The organism is Paenibacillus sp. B2(2019) (assembly GCF_008370385.1).
Lineage (GTDB): Bacteria > Bacillota > Bacilli > Paenibacillales > Paenibacillaceae > Paenibacillus_AQ.
This window is the reverse complement of sequence record NZ_VTZR01000002.1, coordinates 1,061,901-1,080,012: the sequence shown is the minus strand read 5'-3', so window position 1 is coordinate 1,080,012 and position 18,112 is coordinate 1,061,901. Positions and strand designations below refer to the sequence as shown.

The window sequence follows — 18,112 nt, the reverse complement described above, 5'->3', positions numbered from 1 at the left end:
TGTTTTTTCATAAGCCATACAAATGTTTCTTTAAATCGCTCGTTTGAACTGGGTATTGTATAACTCGTAATAGGCGCCCTGCATCGCAAGAAGCTCCTCATGACTTCCTTGCTCAGCAATTCCTCCACCCTGGATCACGAGTATGCGATTGGCGTCCTGGATCGTACTAAGCCTGTGGGCGATTACAAAGCTTGTTCGACCCTTCATCAAATTCTTCATTGCTTGTTGAATGTGCATTTCCGTACGTGTGTCCACGCTACTGGTTGCTTCGTCAAGAATTAATATGGCAGGATCAGCTAAAATTGCGCGAGCAATCGTTAACAGCTGGCGCTGGCCATGACTCAAATTACTTCCTTCTGCATTGAGGAGGGTCTCGTAACCATGCGGCAATCTTTTGATAAAAGCATCCGCATTGGCTAGCTGAGCCGCCTGCTCAATCTCTTGATCGGTCGCATCGAGTCGGCCAAACCGAATATTCTCACGAATCGTTCCCGAGAATACATGCGCATCTTGCAGCACCATCCCTAGTTGACTACGAAGTGCGTTTTTATCCAGCTCTCGGATGTCGCGACCATCAATTCGTATGGAACCGCCATTCAAATCATAGAATCGGATCAGCAGGTTAACGATGGTTGTTTTACCTGCTCCTGTTGGTCCAACGAGTGCAATTTTCTCCCCAGGTTTTGCTTCAAACGTAACGCCCGACAGAATCGGGGAATCCGCTTTGTAAGCAAAAGAAACGTCCTGAAAAACAACCTCCCCTGTTAATCTTGGGAGATCCTCACTTTCTTCATCCCCGTATTCGGACGGCATCTCCAAAACTTCAAACACACGCTCCGCACCGGCGATTGCAGATTGAATTAAATTGTACTGGTTAGCAAGGTCAGAAATAGGTCGACCGAACTGTTTGGAATAGGTAAGGAAGCTAACGATTATACCAACCGTAGCCATGTTATGGAAAGCCATCCAGCCCCCAACCCCGGCAATGATCGCAAATCCAAGGTTATTAATCATGTTCATCACGGGTCCCACTAATCCAGATACGATTTGTGCCTTAATGCTGACCTTATTCAGTTCTCCGCTTATTTTTCGGAATCGTTTAACTTCTGACTCTTCCCTACTGTATTGTTTGACCACCTTTTGTCCGCTGATGGTTTCTTCGATGAACCCGCCAAGTTCACCTAAATGTCGCTGCTGATTTCTAAAATAAGTGCGGCTTAAACCAATGATTTTTCGACTAGCCAATAAAACGAGCGGGATCGTGATTAATGAGACTACAGTCAACGGAACGTTCAGCATTAACATAATAACGAGGGAGCCGCTTAGTGTAATCAAACTATTTAACAATTGGGTTACACTCTGATTGAGTGTGCTGGATACGCTCTCTATATCGTTAGTTGCCCGGCTCATCAATTCTCCGTTAGCCCGAGTGTCAAAAAATTTAATGGGCAGCTGCTGATACTTGCTGAACAGATCACGGCGCAGCTCAAAAACAGTATTCTGCGAAACAGATGTCATGACGTATGCTTGCACCCAGGCAACTACACTGCCTAGCCCATAAATGCCAATAAGAAGTATGCAAAACCGAATAAGACCCTGATAATCGTGTGGAATAACCGCAGTATCAATCGCTTTACCGATGAGATACGGTCCGATCAATGAAAGAAGTGCATTCAACACAGTAAATACATATACAATGATTAACCCGAACCGTTGACGATTCAAATAAGTCCAGATGCGTTTAAGCGTGCTCGCTTGATTTTTGGCGCGCACGATTGGCACAGCGCCGCCGCGTCCGGGGCCAGATCCCGGTCCTATTGCTGGTCCGAATCCACCTGCTCTAGTGATAGGAGGAGTGTTCATGCCGTTATCATGCTTTGACATAAGGAACCTCCTCCCCTTTCATCTGTGATTTCCAGATGTCTCGATAAATTTCACTGCTACTCATTAGACCATCATGTGTACCTTGTACAGCAATTCGGCCGTTTTCTAGAATTAAAATGCGGTCCGCGTCAATCACAGATGTGACACGCTGAGCAATCATAATATTAGTGCTGCTAGTCAGCCGTTTTTTTAACATTTGCCGAATTCGCGACTCTGTCGCTGCATCGAGAGCGCTAGTACTGTCATCCATGATGAGAATTGTTGGCTGAATTAACAACGCCCTTGCAATCGAAAGCCGCTGCTTCTGCCCACCGGACAAGTTGATGCCTCGTTGGCCAAGCACTGTATCATAACCCTGTGGTAGCTCTAAAATGAAATGGTGAGCTTCAGCAGCTTTTGCTGCTTGTTCCACTTCTTCATCCGTAGCCTCCGGTCTGCCATATCGGATATTATCACGGATTGTTCCGCTGAACAGAATGGCTTGCTGCATAACGTAACCGATCTTGCGACGTAAATGTTCCAAAGAAATTTGCCGAGTGTCGGAACCATCAATTGTGATTGATCCAGAAGATACATCGTAAAGGCGTGGAATGAGGCTCACCAAGGTTGATTTACCAGCACCGGTGGCTCCAAGAATGGCTACAGTTTCACCTGGCTCAGCAGTGAAATTGATGCCATCTAACACGAGGTTCTCATCCGCAGGATCATAGGCAAAGGAAACGTTGTCAAATACAATTCGACCGTTTCGTAGCTTATCTTTTTTAGCTTCGGTTACGTCTGTAATCTCGCTGATCGTAGAAAACACTTCATTCTCCCGATCTGCGGAGACCTTTGCACGTGAGAAGAATGTGAGCATATTGCTCAACATCAGCATAGACATCAACAATTGGGTGATATAGTTAATGAAGGCGATTAGCTGACCGACCGGCAGCGAGCCGTTCCAGCTCTGCAGCCCACCAAACCAAAGAACAGCTACGATACTAGCATTGAGCACAAGCATCATGAGCGGCATATTTAACGACATTAATCGCACCGCTTTTATCGCAGTTTCTGTGTAATCCTTATTAGCTGTATTAAACCGTTTCTGTTCATGCTTAGCACGGACGAAGGCTTTGACTACACGGATACCCGATAAATTTTCCTGTAATACTGTGTTGACGCCGTCTAATTTGACCTGCATTTTCTCGAACAAAGGGAAAGAAAGTCGAATCAACCCATATAATATTGCAACCAGCAATGGCACGGCAACGACAAGGATAAGGGTTAGTGAAGGACTAATCCGTATAGCCATTATCAAGCTGCCGATTAATAGCAATGGAGAGCGAATATTCCGCAAAATCATCTGAACAAAGGTTTGTAGCTGTACCACATCGTTTGTTAAACGAGTAATCAACGAGCCCGTCTTCAATTGGTCCAGATTCTTGTTTGAGAATTTCTGAATATGTTCAAACAGGTTAATCCGTAAATCATTCCCGAAATTTTGTGAGGCGATGCTCGAAAAAACGGTGCAACCCACCCCACCAATTAGACCGACAAATGCTACTCCAAGCATGGTCAATCCCGTCGAATAAATATGTGATGAATCTTTCGTCATAATCCCATGATCCACAATGCTCGCCATTAGTGTAGGTTGAAGCAAATCCATAAACACTTCGAGCATCATCATAAGTGGTGCTAACACAGACCACAACCAATATGGCCTTAAGTAACTCTTAAGTTTCCACATTCCATCACCTGTTAAGATAAATATGTGATTTTTGATTTCATCGGTGTTCTTGGCTTAGCATTTGGAACTTCCTCCGGATATCCAATGCCAAATAGTCCAATCACATCGTAATCTTGCGGGACACCTAGAATTTCACGATTATGAGGTAAAGCACCTAAAGAAGCCCAATATGCTCCAACCCCCACTTCATGTGCAGCTAATAAGAAGTTCTGTGCAAAACAAGCGGCAGCCATAACATTCTCGTCACGCTCAAACGCTGTTGCACCAGGTTTAGATAAGATAGCAAGAACGACAGGAGCGCTTCCAAAATTCGTCTTATGCTTTAATTTAGCTCTAGTCTCAGGCCCGATAAATAGGAGTTCCCAAGGTTCGTTCATACGATGGTTTGGAGCATAACTAGCTGCTTCCAGCCAATTCAATAAATCATCCTCATGAATAGAATCCGCCTTAAATTGCTTAATACTTCTACGGGTTTTTATAAGATCAATGGTTTTCATTTTTTTGATCATTCTCCTCTTTTTTAATTTCGCCAACAGTCTTATCTTCCGGCGTTACTTCATGAATCTGAAAAATATGGATAAACTCTTCAATGATCGCTTCCGTTGCCTTCAATTCACCGCTAATCACTTGCTTGATCGAATCCAGCTCCGGTGTTTGCAGCTGCCGCTGTAAAGTGGCTCGATTCACATTAAGCTTTTCCAAAAATGCTAGAGCTCTGCCGCGACGAAAGGTTTGAGCACTTTTTGGGGGACCATCCATAGAATCCATCCCATGTCTGCTGATATGCTCGCGATCTCTATGCTCTCCACGGTCTTTGTGTTCCCCATGTTCTCTATGACCGTGTTTTCCGAAATGTCCATCACGCATATTTACTCCTCCTTTTTTTGTATACGTATGTATACGATTTGTTGATGTATACAAATGTATACGTCCGATTGTTTTCTGTCAAGTTATCTTTTTCATTAGCAAGATCCACAAAGAAAAAACCGCACAGAGTGCGGTCAGCTTGGAGAGATGCTATTCATTTTACTGACCAAGATTTTTTGCTATATCTCAACTATTGATTAACCTTCTTTAATCTTTGCGGCTCCTTAGGATCTAGTTGCTTCCAATCTGATGCATCTCTGTCTGTGAAAATATAATCCGTATCTGGTTCATTAGCAAATCTAACATATACAGGGAACTTCGGCATTGAGCTCAGTTTAGCTTTAATACTCAGTAAATCAGATTCAGAGTATCCTTCAACAGTGATCAAATATTCTCTTAAGTTTTTCTCAAGTGAATTATATTTAAACTGAAGTGCTGCGTACATTCCTAGAACGAGCAGAGTAATAATTACAACGGAGATAGCTACAAACTTTCTAATTCTAGAAGCACCTCCTGTAGTAAGTCTATTTTAGGAACAATCATTTTCTGTGTTAATGTGAATTGATTAATGTAGGGACGAATTAATGTTATAAAGATCGAGCAAGACGAAACCCAAGATCATCCACACAAAATGTGGGATGGCTGCGACGACGACAGGTTGCTCCACAGCCCCTGGCCTCTTCAGCCCAGCTGCCTCCTCGAAAAATCCGATAGGAGCCATACACTTGTTCATCATATAAATCCCAGCACCACTCCCAAACATTCCCTAACATATCATAAAGCCCCCATGCATTCGGATCTTTCGTCCCTACAACATGGAGTTCACCATCTGAATTTTCATTGTACCAAGCTATCTTATCTAGCTCGCCATATTGATAGCCAGTAGTTTCTGCTTTACATGCATATTGCCACTCTGCTTCTGTTGGAAGTCGATAGCCATTGGATTCCCTATCCCAAATAATATGATCTCCATCGTCACTTATAACATAAGCTTGTTTCAATCCAGCCTTCTGAGAAAGCAGATTACAGAAAGAAATAGCATCATTCCAAGAAACATTCACTACAGGTTTATGGTTTTCGACGTATGACTTCGTTGTTTTTTTAGTAACAATATTGTATAGATCCACCGTTACAGGATTCGGTGCAAGATGAAATGGTTTTATTTCAGTCTTCCATTTAGTTTTTATTCGATCATCTCTTAACTCTATTGCTCCCCCTAGAATTTTAACCATAGGACTGTTCAAGTAGCGCTCAATTTCATTTGACACTTTATCTTCTCCCCATACTTTTTAACAAAATCCAACCCATGAAGATGTAAGAATCCAAATAATACTAATCAAGTATTGACAGGGTATAAAGAATAGAACTATAATCTAAACAATTCCTAGAAAAATACTATGAATTACATAATGTTCGAAACATCTAATCATAATTGGGTTGTCCAGAAGAAGGAGTGTAGACAAATGCCAAATGTTCAAACTTTCAAAGCAACTGCCCATTTACAAGATGGGGTTAAAGTCATTACTAAAGCAAGACAATTCGAGCTCGTCATCGATGAACCACAAAATCTCGGGGGGACGGATACAGGAATGAATCCTGTTGAAGCTTTGCTTGCTTCTTTAGGGGCCTGCCAATCTATTGTGGCTCGAGTTTATGCTTCCAAATTTGAGGTAGAGCTTGAAGATTTCAGAGTAGACGTGGAAGGTGATCTGGACCTCGATGGATTTTTTAACCGTTCTGAAGTCCGACCCGGCTATTCAGATATTCGCTATACATTCTACATAAAGACCCCATCCCCTGCCGAGAAGGTCGAAGCATTCGTACAATTTTTAGAAAGCAAATGCCCTGTGGGTGACACGATTGCTGCCCCGGTAAATCTTAAGCTGAACCGTATCGTGATTGAAAATTAACCGATTGATTAGCTAAATATTATCAAGGGCTGTGAGGTTGCATAAAGCAACTTTACAGTCCTTTTTCATTTCAACCTCTCATCCATCATATAATACTAAAAATGAAGGACCTCGGAGGTACCTAAGGAATGAATCCTATACTGAGCACAGTAGATAATGAGATCGAGCGTTTAACGGCATTCCTGATTGATCAACAGCAGCAAGATGGATCTTGGCACTTTTGTTTTGAGAATGGAATCGTTATCGATGCCTATGTCATCATTCTCTTTCGGATTTTGAACGTACAGAATGAAGCCCTGATTCGACAGCTACATGATCGTATTCTTGCTGAGCAGCAGTCCGCTGGATTCTGGCAATTGTATAGAGATGAAGAAGATGGTAACTTATCCACCTCGGTTGAAGCCTACTACGCCCTTCTCTATTCTGGGTACAGTAAGGTGACAGATGAGCCGATATTGCGCGCAAAGCATTATATTCAATCCAAAGGAGGAATTGGAAAAGTAACTAGCATCCTAACCAGAGTCATTCTCGCAGCTACTGGTCAGAGCAAATGGCCTTTATCGATCTCTTCGATTCCTCTAGAAGTTCTGTTGTTCCCGTCTTATTTTCCTATTAATTATTTTGAGTTCTCTGGCTACTCAAGAGTGCATCTCACGCCTATGCTTATTATGGCCGATCGACGTTTCTCGATCTCAACAGTGAATGCTCCTGATCTATCTGATCTCATAGACACACGCATTGAAGATGCTGAACCCGCTTCCCGTGGATATCAAGAGCTGCAGGACGTTATTCAAACTGGCCTAAGCAGACTTCTTGGAAGCCCTCGCTACATTCACGAAGTTGCCCGAACCAAAGCAGAACAGTTTATTCTCCAGCGGATTGAATCCGACGGGACTCTATACAGTTACGCAACTAGTACAATTCTTATGGTGTATGCCCTTCTGGCTCTGGACTATGACCAGCAGCATCCTCTGATTATGAATGCCATTGATGGGCTTACCTCGATGCAATGCCGTTCTGAAAGTAAAACAACAATTCAAAACTCTCCGTCTACGATATGGGACACGGCTCTAATCGCCTATACTTTGCAGGAGGCACAAATTCCCGATCATCATCTCGCGATTCAACGTGCTACTTCGTATCTGCTGACCAGACAACAACATAAAACTGCTGATTGGAGTATTCATAATCCGGATACAACTCCGGGGGGATGGGGTTTCTCAGAATCTAATACGATTAATCCGGATGTGGATGATACGACCGCTGCTTTACGAGCCATTCGAAGTTTATCAATAACTCAGCCATCCTATCTAGAGTCATGGAATCGTGGACTGAACTGGGTCCTATCGATGCAGAATAAAGACGGTGGCTGGCCAGCTTTTGAAAAAAACACCAATAAAGAAATGCTCACTTGGCTAGCAATCGATGGGGCTAAATCTGCTGCTATTGATCCCTCGGAGGCAGATCTAACCGGGCGTACCTTGGAGTATCTCGGGAACTTTGCCGACCTTGATGCGCGAAACGAATTCATCGGGCGAGGTGTGAAATGGCTGATTCAGCATCAGGAGAAGGATGGCTCATGGTACGGAAGATGGGGCGTTTGTTACATCTATGGGACTTGGGCTGCCATAACAGGATTGCAGGCCGTTGGCCTGCCACTGGAACATGAAACATTGCAAAAAGGAGCGAATTGGCTCCTAAGCATACAGAACTCGGATGGTGGTTGGGGGGAATCTTGTCATAGTGATCGGTTTTTGAAGTATGTACCATTAGGCGAAAGTACGCCTTCCCAAACCGCATGGGCGCTTGACGCACTCATCACCATTCAGCCGAAATCAACAGCAGCGGTGGAAAAAGGGATTGAAAGATTAATGATGTCTATTCATGAAGAGGATTGGAAAACTTCTTATCCAACAGGCGCTGGTCTCCCCGGTAATTTCTATTCCAATTATCATAGTTATCGCTATATCTGGCCGTTACTCACAATGAGTCATTTTAGAAAAAAATACGGTCAAGGATAATACTCGGTAATAACTAGCGTAGTCCTGCTTCACTTCTCAAGGTGTCTCATAAAAGCTTGGATCGCACTTATGTAGCCCTTTTTGGGAATCTAGCTCCCCTTTCCAATAATCCGCTCCGGTATGTATTCATCAGTTCAAACAAAAATTCGTAAAAAACATCAGAGCAGCGATCATCCGTTATTGGAGAATCGTTGCTCTGATGTTATGAACCGGGGGTTGAATACTTTTGTCCGTTACACTTCCTTCTAAATCACCCAGTCTTGATCAAGCTCAGAGCTTTTCGGACCCAGAAGACGCTATTTGCCTGTTTTTACGCTTTTGAGTTAGGTTACGGACTCCAGTGAAACTATTCCTTAAAAAGAGAGTCATTTGGGGTATTTTTCAAGGCAATAACGGCGGTGGGTCCGTTGAAATTCCGAATCTAGGATAAAGTTGCTTTTAAGGTCAGTTATAGCTATTTTCAATAGCGCAATTGTTTTGAATGATTATAGCTGTACAAAATACAGTTAAACACCTCGCTGCTCCCCGTTACCTTCATCCGCCTCCATACTGTTACACAGAGGGTTACATCATATTCGATTTACTTTTTGGAGCATGATACCGAAATATTCCCTTTCAAGAAACAGGCGTAATCTTCGGTGGTTTCGGTGACCGTTCCCAAGCATGAGTTACCTGCAATGTTGCAGCATAGGTGATCAATGAAACGATTAGCGCTCCGGACAGTTCAATAATCTGCCCCAGGTCCATTCGTTCCAGAATACCGTGAGCCGTCATCCCGCAAATCGTCATGATAATTCCTCCCGCGCCCACCTTGAATACAATGCGAAAGTCAAAATAAAATCCTATCGTTCCTGCCACAGACATAAAATTCAGCAGCGTCAGCAGCAAAAGCCCCAGTCCGAACCCTATAGCAACCCCTTCGATGCCAATATTAGAACCGAGAACAAAGATCGCAATCACTTCAAAGATATTCGTAAGAATATGGTTCCACATGACGGTTGATGCTTTCCCCAAACCAAGCAGAATCGCTTGCAGTGGTGCTCCAAAATAATAAAGGAAAAATAAGGGGGCAATCAACCTTAGCAGCTCGCCCGCTTCTGGCGAATGATAGATCAAAGTAGTTAATGGTACAGCCCATAAGTACAGGATGATTGTACATGGAAGACCAACAATAAGCGCGGAACGCATAGCCATATCCATCCGACTATGCATAAGCTTGCTGTTATTGCTCACACTTGCTTCGCTGATCGCCGGAATTAATGCAGTGGACAACGATTGTGTGAAGAAGCTGGGGAGAAACAACATTGGGAGAGCATATCCCGCTAAAAGTCCGAATTGCTTAGTCGCCATCTCAACCCCCACACCAAACAGGACTAGACTTTTCGTAATCAGCAATGGGAGAAACGCATGATAGAGAGAATGAATAAAACCGCTGCCTGTCATCGGTAAGCCGATGCGCAGCAGATCTCTCAACGTACTGTCTCCTTTGGGTGAAAAACTTGAATTAGGCGGTAGGGTGGGTTTGATCTTCCCTCGATTTGCCCATTTGAAGACAGCAAACAAATAGAGCAGACCAAAGCCTTCGCCGATCACTGAAGCCGCCATAGCGCCCGCAGCTGCATAAGCAATCCCATAAGGCAGCAAAACGTTCACAACACCGATAATGACAATGATTTGCGCCAAATTCTCAATAATATCGGAAAAGGCCAGCGGGTTCATGTTCTGTTTTCCACGAAAATAACCTTTTAATACAGCTGACATCGCAATAATTGGAATGATCGGCGTAATAGCGACCATAGCATAATACGCCCGCTGATCGGCTAAAAAAACCGACGCGATCCATTTGGAGCCAAATAGAGCCACTAAAGTTAGTATAATACTCAACGTACCCGTAATACTTAAAGATACTTTGAGAATTCGCTTTACTCGCGCTTCATCCTGCTTAACCTCAGCTTCTGAGACAAGCTTTGAAATCGCAACAGGAAGCCCCAGCTCTGTCAGTGTAATAAACAAGGGTAGCAGAGGATGAGCAATCATAAGCAGCCCTACCCCCTCGGCTCCTAAGAAACGTGCCAGCAAAACGCCATTCAAAAATCCGAGCCCTTTTGTAAAAAATGACGACACGGTTAAAATGAACGTGCCACGAATAAAGCTTTGTTTACGCATCCCCATTTCTACGCATCTCCACCTATGGTTTGTCCTGGTCCTACTTTCTAACTTATTCGAACAAACACAAGTACATGCAGACAAGTATTTGTAAAGTATATAATCTGCAAAAAGCCCGACACACCATAGTTGGTATACCGGGCAATTTTCTCATATTTTAGTATCCGATAAAGGAGTTGAAATCCCCCCGCAACAATAAGTACAACAAAAAAACCGCGAAAAATATCGCGGTTTTTAGAAATGATTAATATTAACGATCTATCTAACATTAACGCATGACACCTAGTCGATTTTATTGAATTCAATCCAATCGATCTGCAAACCTGGTTTGATGAACTCCAATTTCATATCATAAAGACCTGCTTCGAGTTCAACTTTCACAAGCTTTTGTCTGATCCACTGACCTTCAGTACCATTTGTTTGAATGGTTGTCATCAATTGATCATTCACTGATACATTGCACGCACTTTGAGCCAGCTCAGGTTCCGTTGACATGATATGCACCAGGATACGGTATTGACCAGCCTGTTCCACTTTAAAGCTAGTCGATCCTTCTACGACAGGTTTAACCTGTGGATTCTGTGATAAGGATTGAGCTTGTTCTTCAGTAAGTGAAGGATTAGCTTTAAAGAACTCTACAGTTTCTACAATTTCCTGTTTTCTCGAGAATACAGGTGCATTCATGATAAACTCACAAATGTTTATGGCAGAACGTTGGAGCTCTCCACGGGTTAACGTACCATTTTCCAACGACTCAATGGTGTTATCATTCCATCCGTTAATTTCTGAACCATAGTTAGGCACAACCATATAGAGGTCGTTTTGTGCACGAACCATCCAATTTGTAAATTTCCGATCTGCTGGTCCGCCATTAACAACATCATTCATGATCGCCCACCAGTCAGTCATTACAATGCCTTTAAAGCCCCACTCCCCACGAAGAATCGTGGTGTTCAAATCATAATTCGAAGCCGCCCAGTGTCCATTAACTGGATTGTAGGAGGTCATTATAGAATTCGAACCGCCCTGCTTCACGGCGATTTCAAAACCTTTCAAATAAATCTCACGAAGTGCACGTTCAGACACCACGGCGTTTACTTTACTACGATGTTTCTCCTGATTGTTACAAGCGAAATGCTTCATCGTAGCGGTTGAGCCGCCTTTCAAAATACCGCGAGTACATGCAGCAGCGAACACCCCAGAGATCAAAGGATCTTCTGAAAAATACTCAAAGTTACGTCCATTAAGCGGACTGCGTCGGATATTAAGGCCAGGTCCAAGCAAGGAATCCACGTTATTTCTTAACAACTCTTGCCCTTCCATAACATAAAGCTCTTCTACCAATTCCGCATTCCAAGTAGCTGCAAGAAGCGTTCCGATTGCAACTTGAGTCGCCTTTGCTCCGCTGTCCATACGAATCCCTGAAGGACCATCAGCTGTACAAGCCACTGGAATTCCAAGATTAAATAAACTGTCACTTACGCCTCCAAATGCAGAAGCCGTGCCCGGTGTAACTAAAGGACTGCTCATCCCTTCACCACGTACAATTGCAGCCAAATCCTCATCACTGAGCTGTGCAATGAAGGCTTCCATGCTAACCTTCTGTTCATATACGTCTCTTAATTTATATCCTTTATTACCTGTTTGTGAGATCGTCTCTGGAAGATTAGTTTCAATTCGCTCAGCCAACGAAATTTTACGTTTAGGAACTTCAACATAAACAATCTCGTACGAACCGTCCGCCTTCTGAGCGCCTGGCATCATTCTCGTAAAGCTTTCTGTAGGCGCGAGAGCTTCTTGCAATTGCTCCACAACTTGAAGAGCTTCAACGACATAGCCGTCTTTACCCTCAACACTGACTGCCACCACTTGTTTAACACTAGTTCCCACATACAAGAGGTACGTACCTTCTTCGAGAACATAGGCAGAAGCATGTCCTGTTACGCCTGCGTCATCATAAGAAGCCATAGAATGAGCTGAGAAACTCACGGTAAGGCGCTGTGCTTCACCCGGTTCAAGAACTTTCGTCTTACCGAATGACACCAGAGCTTTAGCTGGTTTACCAAGCTTACCTTGCGGAGCTTCATAATAGACCTGAACAACCTCTTTACCAGCAAAGGAAGTTCCTGTATTGGTAACGGTTACGCCGATTTCAATGAAAGACTCGCCTTCTTTGGTAATCAATTTGGCTTCTTCTGGCTCGATACTAAAAGTTGTATAAGATAAACCATAACCAAATTCAAATTGAACCTTATCTGGGCAAAATGTCTCGAAATAACGATATCCTACATAGATATCTTCCTGATACAAGTTCGTAAATTCATTGCCGTAATTCTGCGTTGATGGGTAATCATTGATGGAATAACCGATTGTATCTGTCAGTTTACCACTTGGAGTTACCTCTCCAGACAACACATCTGCAATCGCATTTCCGCCTTCCATACCACCCTGCCATGAATAAATCACAGTTGAAATTGGATATTTATAGCTTTCATCGTTCATCCAGTTCATATCAATAATGTTGGAGACATTCAGGACAACGATTGTTTGCTCAAAATATGTAGTTACCTGCTTCAGCATTGCCTGTTCATCATTTGTTAATTGGTAGCTGCCCGGTGCATCAGCATTATCCTGATCTTCCCCTGCCGTCCGTCCAATTACAAGAATGGCTTTATTCGATTTGTTTCTAGCTTCGGAAACTAATTCATTGCTCAAAGACATTTCCTTCTGATGCCAAGGTTCTGCAGCCCATGCGCCTCCACCATTATCAAATGGATTCTGTTCAATCCACTTTTCATAGACAGCAGCCAGCTCTTCGTTAACTGTAAAGTTCTTCTTAGTGCGAAGACCATCCAATAAATTGGTCGTATAAGTAACATGGACACTACCGCCGGAACCTGTACCACTGCGATAATAATTCACTTGGGATCTGCCAAAAATCGCAACATTATCGCCTTCGCCAAGCGGAAGTACCTGATTATCATTCTTCACCAGCACCGCACCTTCAGCGGCTACTGTCCGGCTAAATTCTGCAAAACCTTCTAATGGAATTCCCACATTCTGTGTGCTCAACTTATTTCCTCCTGTTGGTCAATTCTATAGGTTGTTTCTTGAAATCTTCATTCCTTTAATAACATGCTAACAATGCATCTATATCATTATAGTACATTGGAAAACTGGAATATATATAATAATTAACTTTATTAATATAATTATATTGGTCTAGTGGTTTTGAGATTAACTATCTTTGGAAAAAGTTCTTAGTGGAGTTCAACGATCTTGGTAGCAACATTGTTGCAAAATTCCCGATCATGCTCCACAAAAACAAGAGTTGGCATGTATTCAAGTAACAGCTCTTCAATTTGCATACGTGAAATGACATCAATAAAATTAAGCGGTTCATCCCAAATGTACAAATGAGCTTTCTCACTAAGACTTTTGGCAATCAGTACTTTTTTCTTTTGACCACCACTGTAAGTGGATATGTCTTTATCAAATTGGATTCTTGAAAAATCAAGCTTTCGTAGAATAGATTTAAACAGACTTTCATCGATTCCGTTGTCTCTGGCATAATCCGTTAAATTCCCCTGAAGATTAGAGGTGTCTTGGGATACGTAGGAAATGATAAGCTGATTATCCTTTGTGAGAGTGCCTGTGAAATCTATATCCTCACCACACATCAATTTGATGACACTTGATTTACCTGAGCCGTTTTTACCCGACAGAGCAATACGCTCACCCTGCTCGATAGTGAAGCTTACGTCTGAACATACCTTTTTTTCACCGTAAAAAATCGAAATATTGTCTAGCTCAGCAAGTTGACGTTTATGATAGTCAAGCTGTGTAATCTCTAGATTCTCAGAATTTTCGATATTTTTAAGAAGCTTAGACTTTTCGTTGATCGCAGAATTTTGTCTTTGCTCAATGGCTTTAGAGCGTTTCATCATTTTAGCGGCCTTGTGTCCAATGTAGCCTTTATCGACCTTTGAGCCGGAATTTCTCGTTCCGTTTTTTGTTTTTTCCACTTCATGTGACCAGTTGCCTGTCCGTTTAGAAGAAGCAGATAAGCGTTTAATATCTCTTCTGAGTTTCTCGTCCTCTGCCAGCTCAAAGTTATCTTGTCTGACTTTATTCTCCCACCAGCTTGAAAAATTGCCTTTTTGGATCTCTATATTGGTCTTATTTATAGACAAAATATGGTCTACACAATTATCAAGAAAAGATCTGTCATGAGAGACCAGAATATATCCACTTTTCGTATTGAGATAATCACTGACCAGCTTTCTTGCCGTCATGTCTAAATGATTGGTAGGTTCATCGATCAATAGGAAGCTATTTTCCTTAATGAAGAGAGTGGCTAACAGCACTTTCGTCTGCTCTCCGTTAGACAATGAGTCAAAGGGCCGATATAACACATCTTCAGACACCTTTAATAATGAAAGTTCACGCATTAATTTCCAATGAATATAATCCGGAAAAATCTCGCTGATCACATCAATGGTATTAAGCTCCTTGTTATCCACCTGAAAAGGAAAATATTCAAAAGTGACATGGGCAGAAATATTGCCGCTGTATTCATATTTTCCGAGTAATAAACTCAGAAAGGTGGTCTTTCCTCTACCGTTTCTTCCAGTAAATCCTAATTTCCAATCAGTATCGATTTGGAAGTTAACATTCTCAAAAATGTTATCGTAGCTGCCCTCATAGGCAAAGGTTAGATTTGTAACATTTATTAATGACATATAAGTATCCTCCTGTATGAAAAAAATAAAAGCCACAAGAAAGTTACTTTCTTGTGACTCAAATAAATACAGCAAATCTAGCCCCAAATGGAGTTAGATAAGGATATATTGTTCGAGTGAAAAGAAGTAGTAACTTTCTTGCATACAAAAAATAAAACAAACGAAATAAACCGTTTTTGTTGTTTTATTCATCATGTGTCGCAAGAATAATTACTACACTATACTTTTCAACTCCGATCATTAATTTGTATCCATATTATCATGCCGATTTGTTTTTTTCAACTTTCCGATCCTTAACTCATTAAGAAATTCATTTATTAGGCGTTCGCTAATTCATCTGCAGAGGGGCCGTAAAGGCCCGGCACTGGTATATTTAGAAGTCGGAAATATACCCCAAGCTGTGCCCGGTGGTGAATCATGTGATTCAATCCGATGGTACGAAGCGCGACTGCCCGTGTCTGACGGCGGATAACCGCTGTCCCATTACGCAGTGTCCACTCCGCACCAAGCGTCTCCACATTGCTTTCAGAAATTAATTCTTCAATCTTGCGAGCGCTCGTATCGAACTCTTGCAGAACCGCGGCGGGGCTCTCCAGCGCTTCTCGTCGATATGGCACAGACGCCAAATCAAACTCCGAGTGAAGCAGAATGGCTGATTGCCAGTTTAGCAGATTGACGAGATGTGTGGATAGCCCACCGAGACTCATTGACTTTTCGTGTGGTTTCCATGTCATATGTTCCTGCGTCAGCTTCTCCAGCATACGACGCGTACCAGCTAACTCCTGCAAAACATCCCCGATGATCAGATCTTTATCCATTCCTCTATCTCCTCTCAAAAATGAAGTACCAACTAAAGTTTATCATAGAGAATCACCCTTGAGTTTTTCGACGATACCCTTCTTCAAGGATTACTCCCTATAAAAGCTCGATTCTTGATATCCATCAGATTATACCATTTCCAGGAGGTGGAAAATAACTATAATTAAACTTTACCTTAGAACCTTCTTATTCTTACAGATACATAAAAAAACCTCCCATAAATTGAACCTATTAGATCAAGGTTTCATGAAATGGAAGGGTTTAAAATGGCAGGTCCGATATGGAATTTTCAGAGGAAGTAGTGACTTCGCTGTCTCTGATGCTTAGATACTCTCTACTAATTGCATGGTCGTAACACATGTATTATCACTCTTAAAAGTGGAAAGTGCGGCTTTCGCTTTTACACCATCCTGTTCAATCGTTACATTATATTTCTTATCACGAGGTAACCAAAGATCAATGAATCCGTTAGATTGGGACTTCATAGTTTGATCCACAATCACGTTGCCCGCAGTGTCCTCGACATATACATTAAACGCTTGTTCTGTTAATTCCCCTTGGCATCCAGTCAAGCTATGTGTTGCACACGGGTGTGTATTCTTAACATATGGTGCGATGGAAACAAAAAACTCATCTTTGGGTAAGTCATATTTGGTTGATTGATTGTTGCTGTCGGTCACAATAAGCTGCTCTGAAGTGATGGAAGCAGAGAGGTCTTTCATGCTGCTTGAACTATATTCCTGCACTAATTGTTTAACGTTAGATGTATCGGTTGCTGCGGGTGATTTTTTATCGTTTCCCCCCACAAATAAAACAGCCCCTAAAGCAACTACAACTACTGCACCGGAAGCCATCCAAATTTTTGTCCTCATTGATATTCATCCCCTTCTCTTCGATTCAATCATTTTCATTACAACAATAGTTCACATATGTTTCCTATTATATCATTATTATTACTTCACGAAACCTTTATCATTGATGTTAACGATACACAAAAAAGGCCCCTTCTGGTTATTCCCCGAGAAGAAGCCTTGAATCTTGACATATTATTTAAGCTTGCAGACTATTTACAAGATCACTGATAACATCCGCTAACGGAGTGACTGGACGATTCAGTACTTTCTCTAGATCGTCACTTTCAATATCCAGCCATCCTTCGCGAATACCACGTTGAATCGCAACAACGAATGGCAGAGCAGCTTCTGGTACACCAACCTCAGCCATGATTTTCGCATAAGCTTCGTCGTCAACTTGCAGCACTTTAATTTCTTTACCAATTACGCCACTTATAATTCCAGTCAATTCTTCTTGTGTTAAAGGCTTGCCAGACAATTCATAGACAGAATTCTCATGTCCTTCCCCAGCTAGAACATTAGCAGCAGCTTCTGCATAATCTCCTCGTGCTGCCCAGCCAACTTTACCACTACCAGCAGAAGTTACCCATGGGGCACCTGCTACGGCGCCTTGGATAGATCCAATCTCATTCTCCATGTACCAGTTGTTGCGAAGGAAACTGTAAGGAATTCCGGTAGCTCGAATGGCTTCCTCGGTTACACGGTGTACTTCAGCAAGGAACAGCTCACTCTTCTCTGCATGTCCTACGCTTGTATAGGCAATGAATCCAACAGCAGCTTTAGCGGCTGCATCAATAGCTGCCTTATGTTGGCGAATCCGAGTCTCGTTATCTCCATCTGAAGATACAATTAGCAGTCGATCCACACCGGCAAACGCTACATCCAATGTTTCCGGCTTATCAAAGTCACCATGACGGACTTCCACACCACGTGCTTTAAGATCACTTGCTTTATCTGGATTCCGGACACTAACTACAAGGTCCCCTGCGGGTACAGTTTTAAGTAGAGACTCTATCACCAATGATCCGAATTGACCTGTTGCTCCTGTTATAGCTATTTTCATTTTAAAATCCTCCTCAAATTAGGATGAATTTCATCCTCTTAATAATCGTTTACCTGTAAC

The 18,112-nt window shown here is 42.4% G+C and carries 14 protein-coding genes; 2 read left to right on the top strand and 12 right to left on the bottom strand.

From position 1 onward, the window contains the following. Positions 1 to 30: 30 nt before the first annotated feature. The 6 genes from PAENI_RS05395 to PAENI_RS05370 form a co-directional block, all read right to left on the bottom strand. A complete protein-coding gene (locus PAENI_RS05395; RefSeq protein WP_149644508.1) occupies positions 31 to 1,884 on the bottom strand; it encodes an ABC transporter ATP-binding protein in 1,854 nt (617 codons plus the stop codon). Next, positions 1,871 to 3,610, bottom strand: a complete 1,740-nt coding sequence (locus PAENI_RS05390) for an ABC transporter ATP-binding protein (RefSeq protein ID WP_149644507.1) — start codon at positions 3,608 to 3,610, stop codon at positions 1,871 to 1,873. Before PAENI_RS05390 ends, PAENI_RS05395 begins: the two co-directional genes overlap by 14 nt. A gap of 11 nt (positions 3,611 to 3,621) precedes the next feature. Next, a complete protein-coding gene (locus PAENI_RS05385) occupies positions 3,622 to 4,107 on the bottom strand; it encodes a nitroreductase family protein (RefSeq protein ID WP_076285740.1) in 486 nt (161 codons plus the stop codon). Beyond that, positions 4,094 to 4,477, bottom strand: coding sequence for a hypothetical protein (locus PAENI_RS05380; RefSeq protein WP_149644506.1), 384 nt, complete (start codon positions 4,475 to 4,477; stop codon positions 4,094 to 4,096). The genes PAENI_RS05385 and PAENI_RS05380 overlap by 14 nt, the downstream gene beginning before the upstream one ends. A 190-nt stretch (positions 4,478 to 4,667) precedes the next feature. Beyond that, positions 4,668 to 4,958 (bottom strand): hypothetical protein, encoded by a 291-nt coding sequence (locus PAENI_RS33005; protein ID WP_405176747.1) that lies wholly within the window; start codon positions 4,956 to 4,958, stop codon positions 4,668 to 4,670. A gap of 106 nt (positions 4,959 to 5,064) precedes the next feature. Continuing rightward, complete coding sequence (locus tag PAENI_RS05370; protein WP_188114489.1) at positions 5,065 to 5,709, bottom strand: formylglycine-generating enzyme family protein; 645 nt, start codon at positions 5,707 to 5,709, stop codon at positions 5,065 to 5,067. Between the two features lie 231 nt (positions 5,710 to 5,940). Between PAENI_RS05370 and PAENI_RS05365 the strand changes: the two genes are divergently transcribed. Both PAENI_RS05365 and shc read left to right on the top strand, forming a co-directional pair. After that, positions 5,941 to 6,387: an OsmC family protein gene (locus PAENI_RS05365; protein ID WP_042188137.1), complete on the top strand. Its 447-nt coding sequence runs from the start codon at positions 5,941 to 5,943 to the stop codon at positions 6,385 to 6,387. Positions 6,388 to 6,515: 128 nt separating this feature from the next. Beyond that, complete coding sequence (shc, locus tag PAENI_RS05360; protein WP_149644503.1) at positions 6,516 to 8,408, top strand: squalene--hopene cyclase; 1,893 nt, start codon at positions 6,516 to 6,518, stop codon at positions 8,406 to 8,408. A 615-nt stretch (positions 8,409 to 9,023) separates the two neighbouring features. Here shc and spoVB read toward each other — a convergent pair. The 6 genes from spoVB to PAENI_RS05330 all read right to left on the bottom strand — a co-directional run bounded on the left by spoVB (position 9,024) and on the right by PAENI_RS05330 (position 18,052). Continuing rightward, complete coding sequence (gene spoVB, locus PAENI_RS05355) at positions 9,024 to 10,580, bottom strand: stage V sporulation protein B (protein ID WP_149644502.1); 1,557 nt, start codon at positions 10,578 to 10,580, stop codon at positions 9,024 to 9,026. 276 nt (positions 10,581 to 10,856) lie between these two features. Continuing rightward, positions 10,857 to 13,646: a glycoside hydrolase family 3 C-terminal domain-containing protein gene (locus PAENI_RS05350; protein WP_149644501.1), complete on the bottom strand. Its 2,790-nt coding sequence runs from the start codon at positions 13,644 to 13,646 to the stop codon at positions 10,857 to 10,859. 188 nt (positions 13,647 to 13,834) lie between these two features. Continuing rightward, on the bottom strand, positions 13,835 to 15,316 hold the full coding sequence (locus tag PAENI_RS05345; protein ID WP_149644500.1) for an Lsa family ABC-F type ribosomal protection protein: 1,482 nt from the start codon (positions 15,314 to 15,316) through the stop codon (positions 13,835 to 13,837). A gap of 317 nt (positions 15,317 to 15,633) precedes the next feature. Next, positions 15,634 to 16,134: a DinB family protein gene (locus tag PAENI_RS05340; protein ID WP_149644499.1), complete on the bottom strand. Its 501-nt coding sequence runs from the start codon at positions 16,132 to 16,134 to the stop codon at positions 15,634 to 15,636. Between the two features lie 324 nt (positions 16,135 to 16,458). After that, entirely contained in the window at positions 16,459 to 17,007 is a 549-nt protein-coding gene (locus PAENI_RS05335; protein WP_149644498.1) for a CueP family metal-binding protein, read from the bottom strand. A gap of 178 nt (positions 17,008 to 17,185) precedes the next feature. Continuing rightward, entirely contained in the window at positions 17,186 to 18,052 is an 867-nt protein-coding gene (locus PAENI_RS05330; protein ID WP_149644497.1) for an SDR family oxidoreductase, read from the bottom strand. Positions 18,053 to 18,112: the final 60 nt, after the last annotated feature.

Coding starts and splice junctions, on each gene's coding strand:
- PAENI_RS05395 (WP_149644508.1), bottom strand. CDS start 1,884: ATGTCAAAGCATGATAACGGCATGAACACTCCTCCTATCACTAGAGCA.
- PAENI_RS05390 (WP_149644507.1), bottom strand. CDS start 3,610: ATGTGGAAACTTAAGAGTTACTTAAGGCCATATTGGTTGTGGTCTGTG.
- PAENI_RS05385 (WP_076285740.1), bottom strand. CDS start 4,107: ATGAAAACCATTGATCTTATAAAAACCCGTAGAAGTATTAAGCAATTT.
- PAENI_RS05380 (WP_149644506.1), bottom strand. CDS start 4,477: ATGCGTGATGGACATTTCGGAAAACACGGTCATAGAGAACATGGGGAA.
- PAENI_RS05370 (WP_188114489.1), bottom strand. CDS start 5,709: ATGGTTAAAATTCTAGGGGGAGCAATAGAGTTAAGAGATGATCGAATA.
- PAENI_RS05365 (WP_042188137.1), top strand. CDS start 5,941: ATGCCAAATGTTCAAACTTTCAAAGCAACTGCCCATTTACAAGATGGG.
- shc (WP_149644503.1), top strand. CDS start 6,516: ATGAATCCTATACTGAGCACAGTAGATAATGAGATCGAGCGTTTAACG.
- spoVB (WP_149644502.1), bottom strand. CDS start 10,580: ATGGGGATGCGTAAACAAAGCTTTATTCGTGGCACGTTCATTTTAACC.
- PAENI_RS05345 (WP_149644500.1), bottom strand. CDS start 15,316: ATGTCATTAATAAATGTTACAAATCTAACCTTTGCCTATGAGGGCAGC.
- PAENI_RS05340 (WP_149644499.1), bottom strand. CDS start 16,134: ATGGATAAAGATCTGATCATCGGGGATGTTTTGCAGGAGTTAGCTGGT.
- PAENI_RS05335 (WP_149644498.1), bottom strand. CDS start 17,007: ATGAGGACAAAAATTTGGATGGCTTCCGGTGCAGTAGTTGTAGTTGCT.
- PAENI_RS05330 (WP_149644497.1), bottom strand. CDS start 18,052: ATGAAAATAGCTATAACAGGAGCAACAGGTCAATTCGGATCATTGGTG.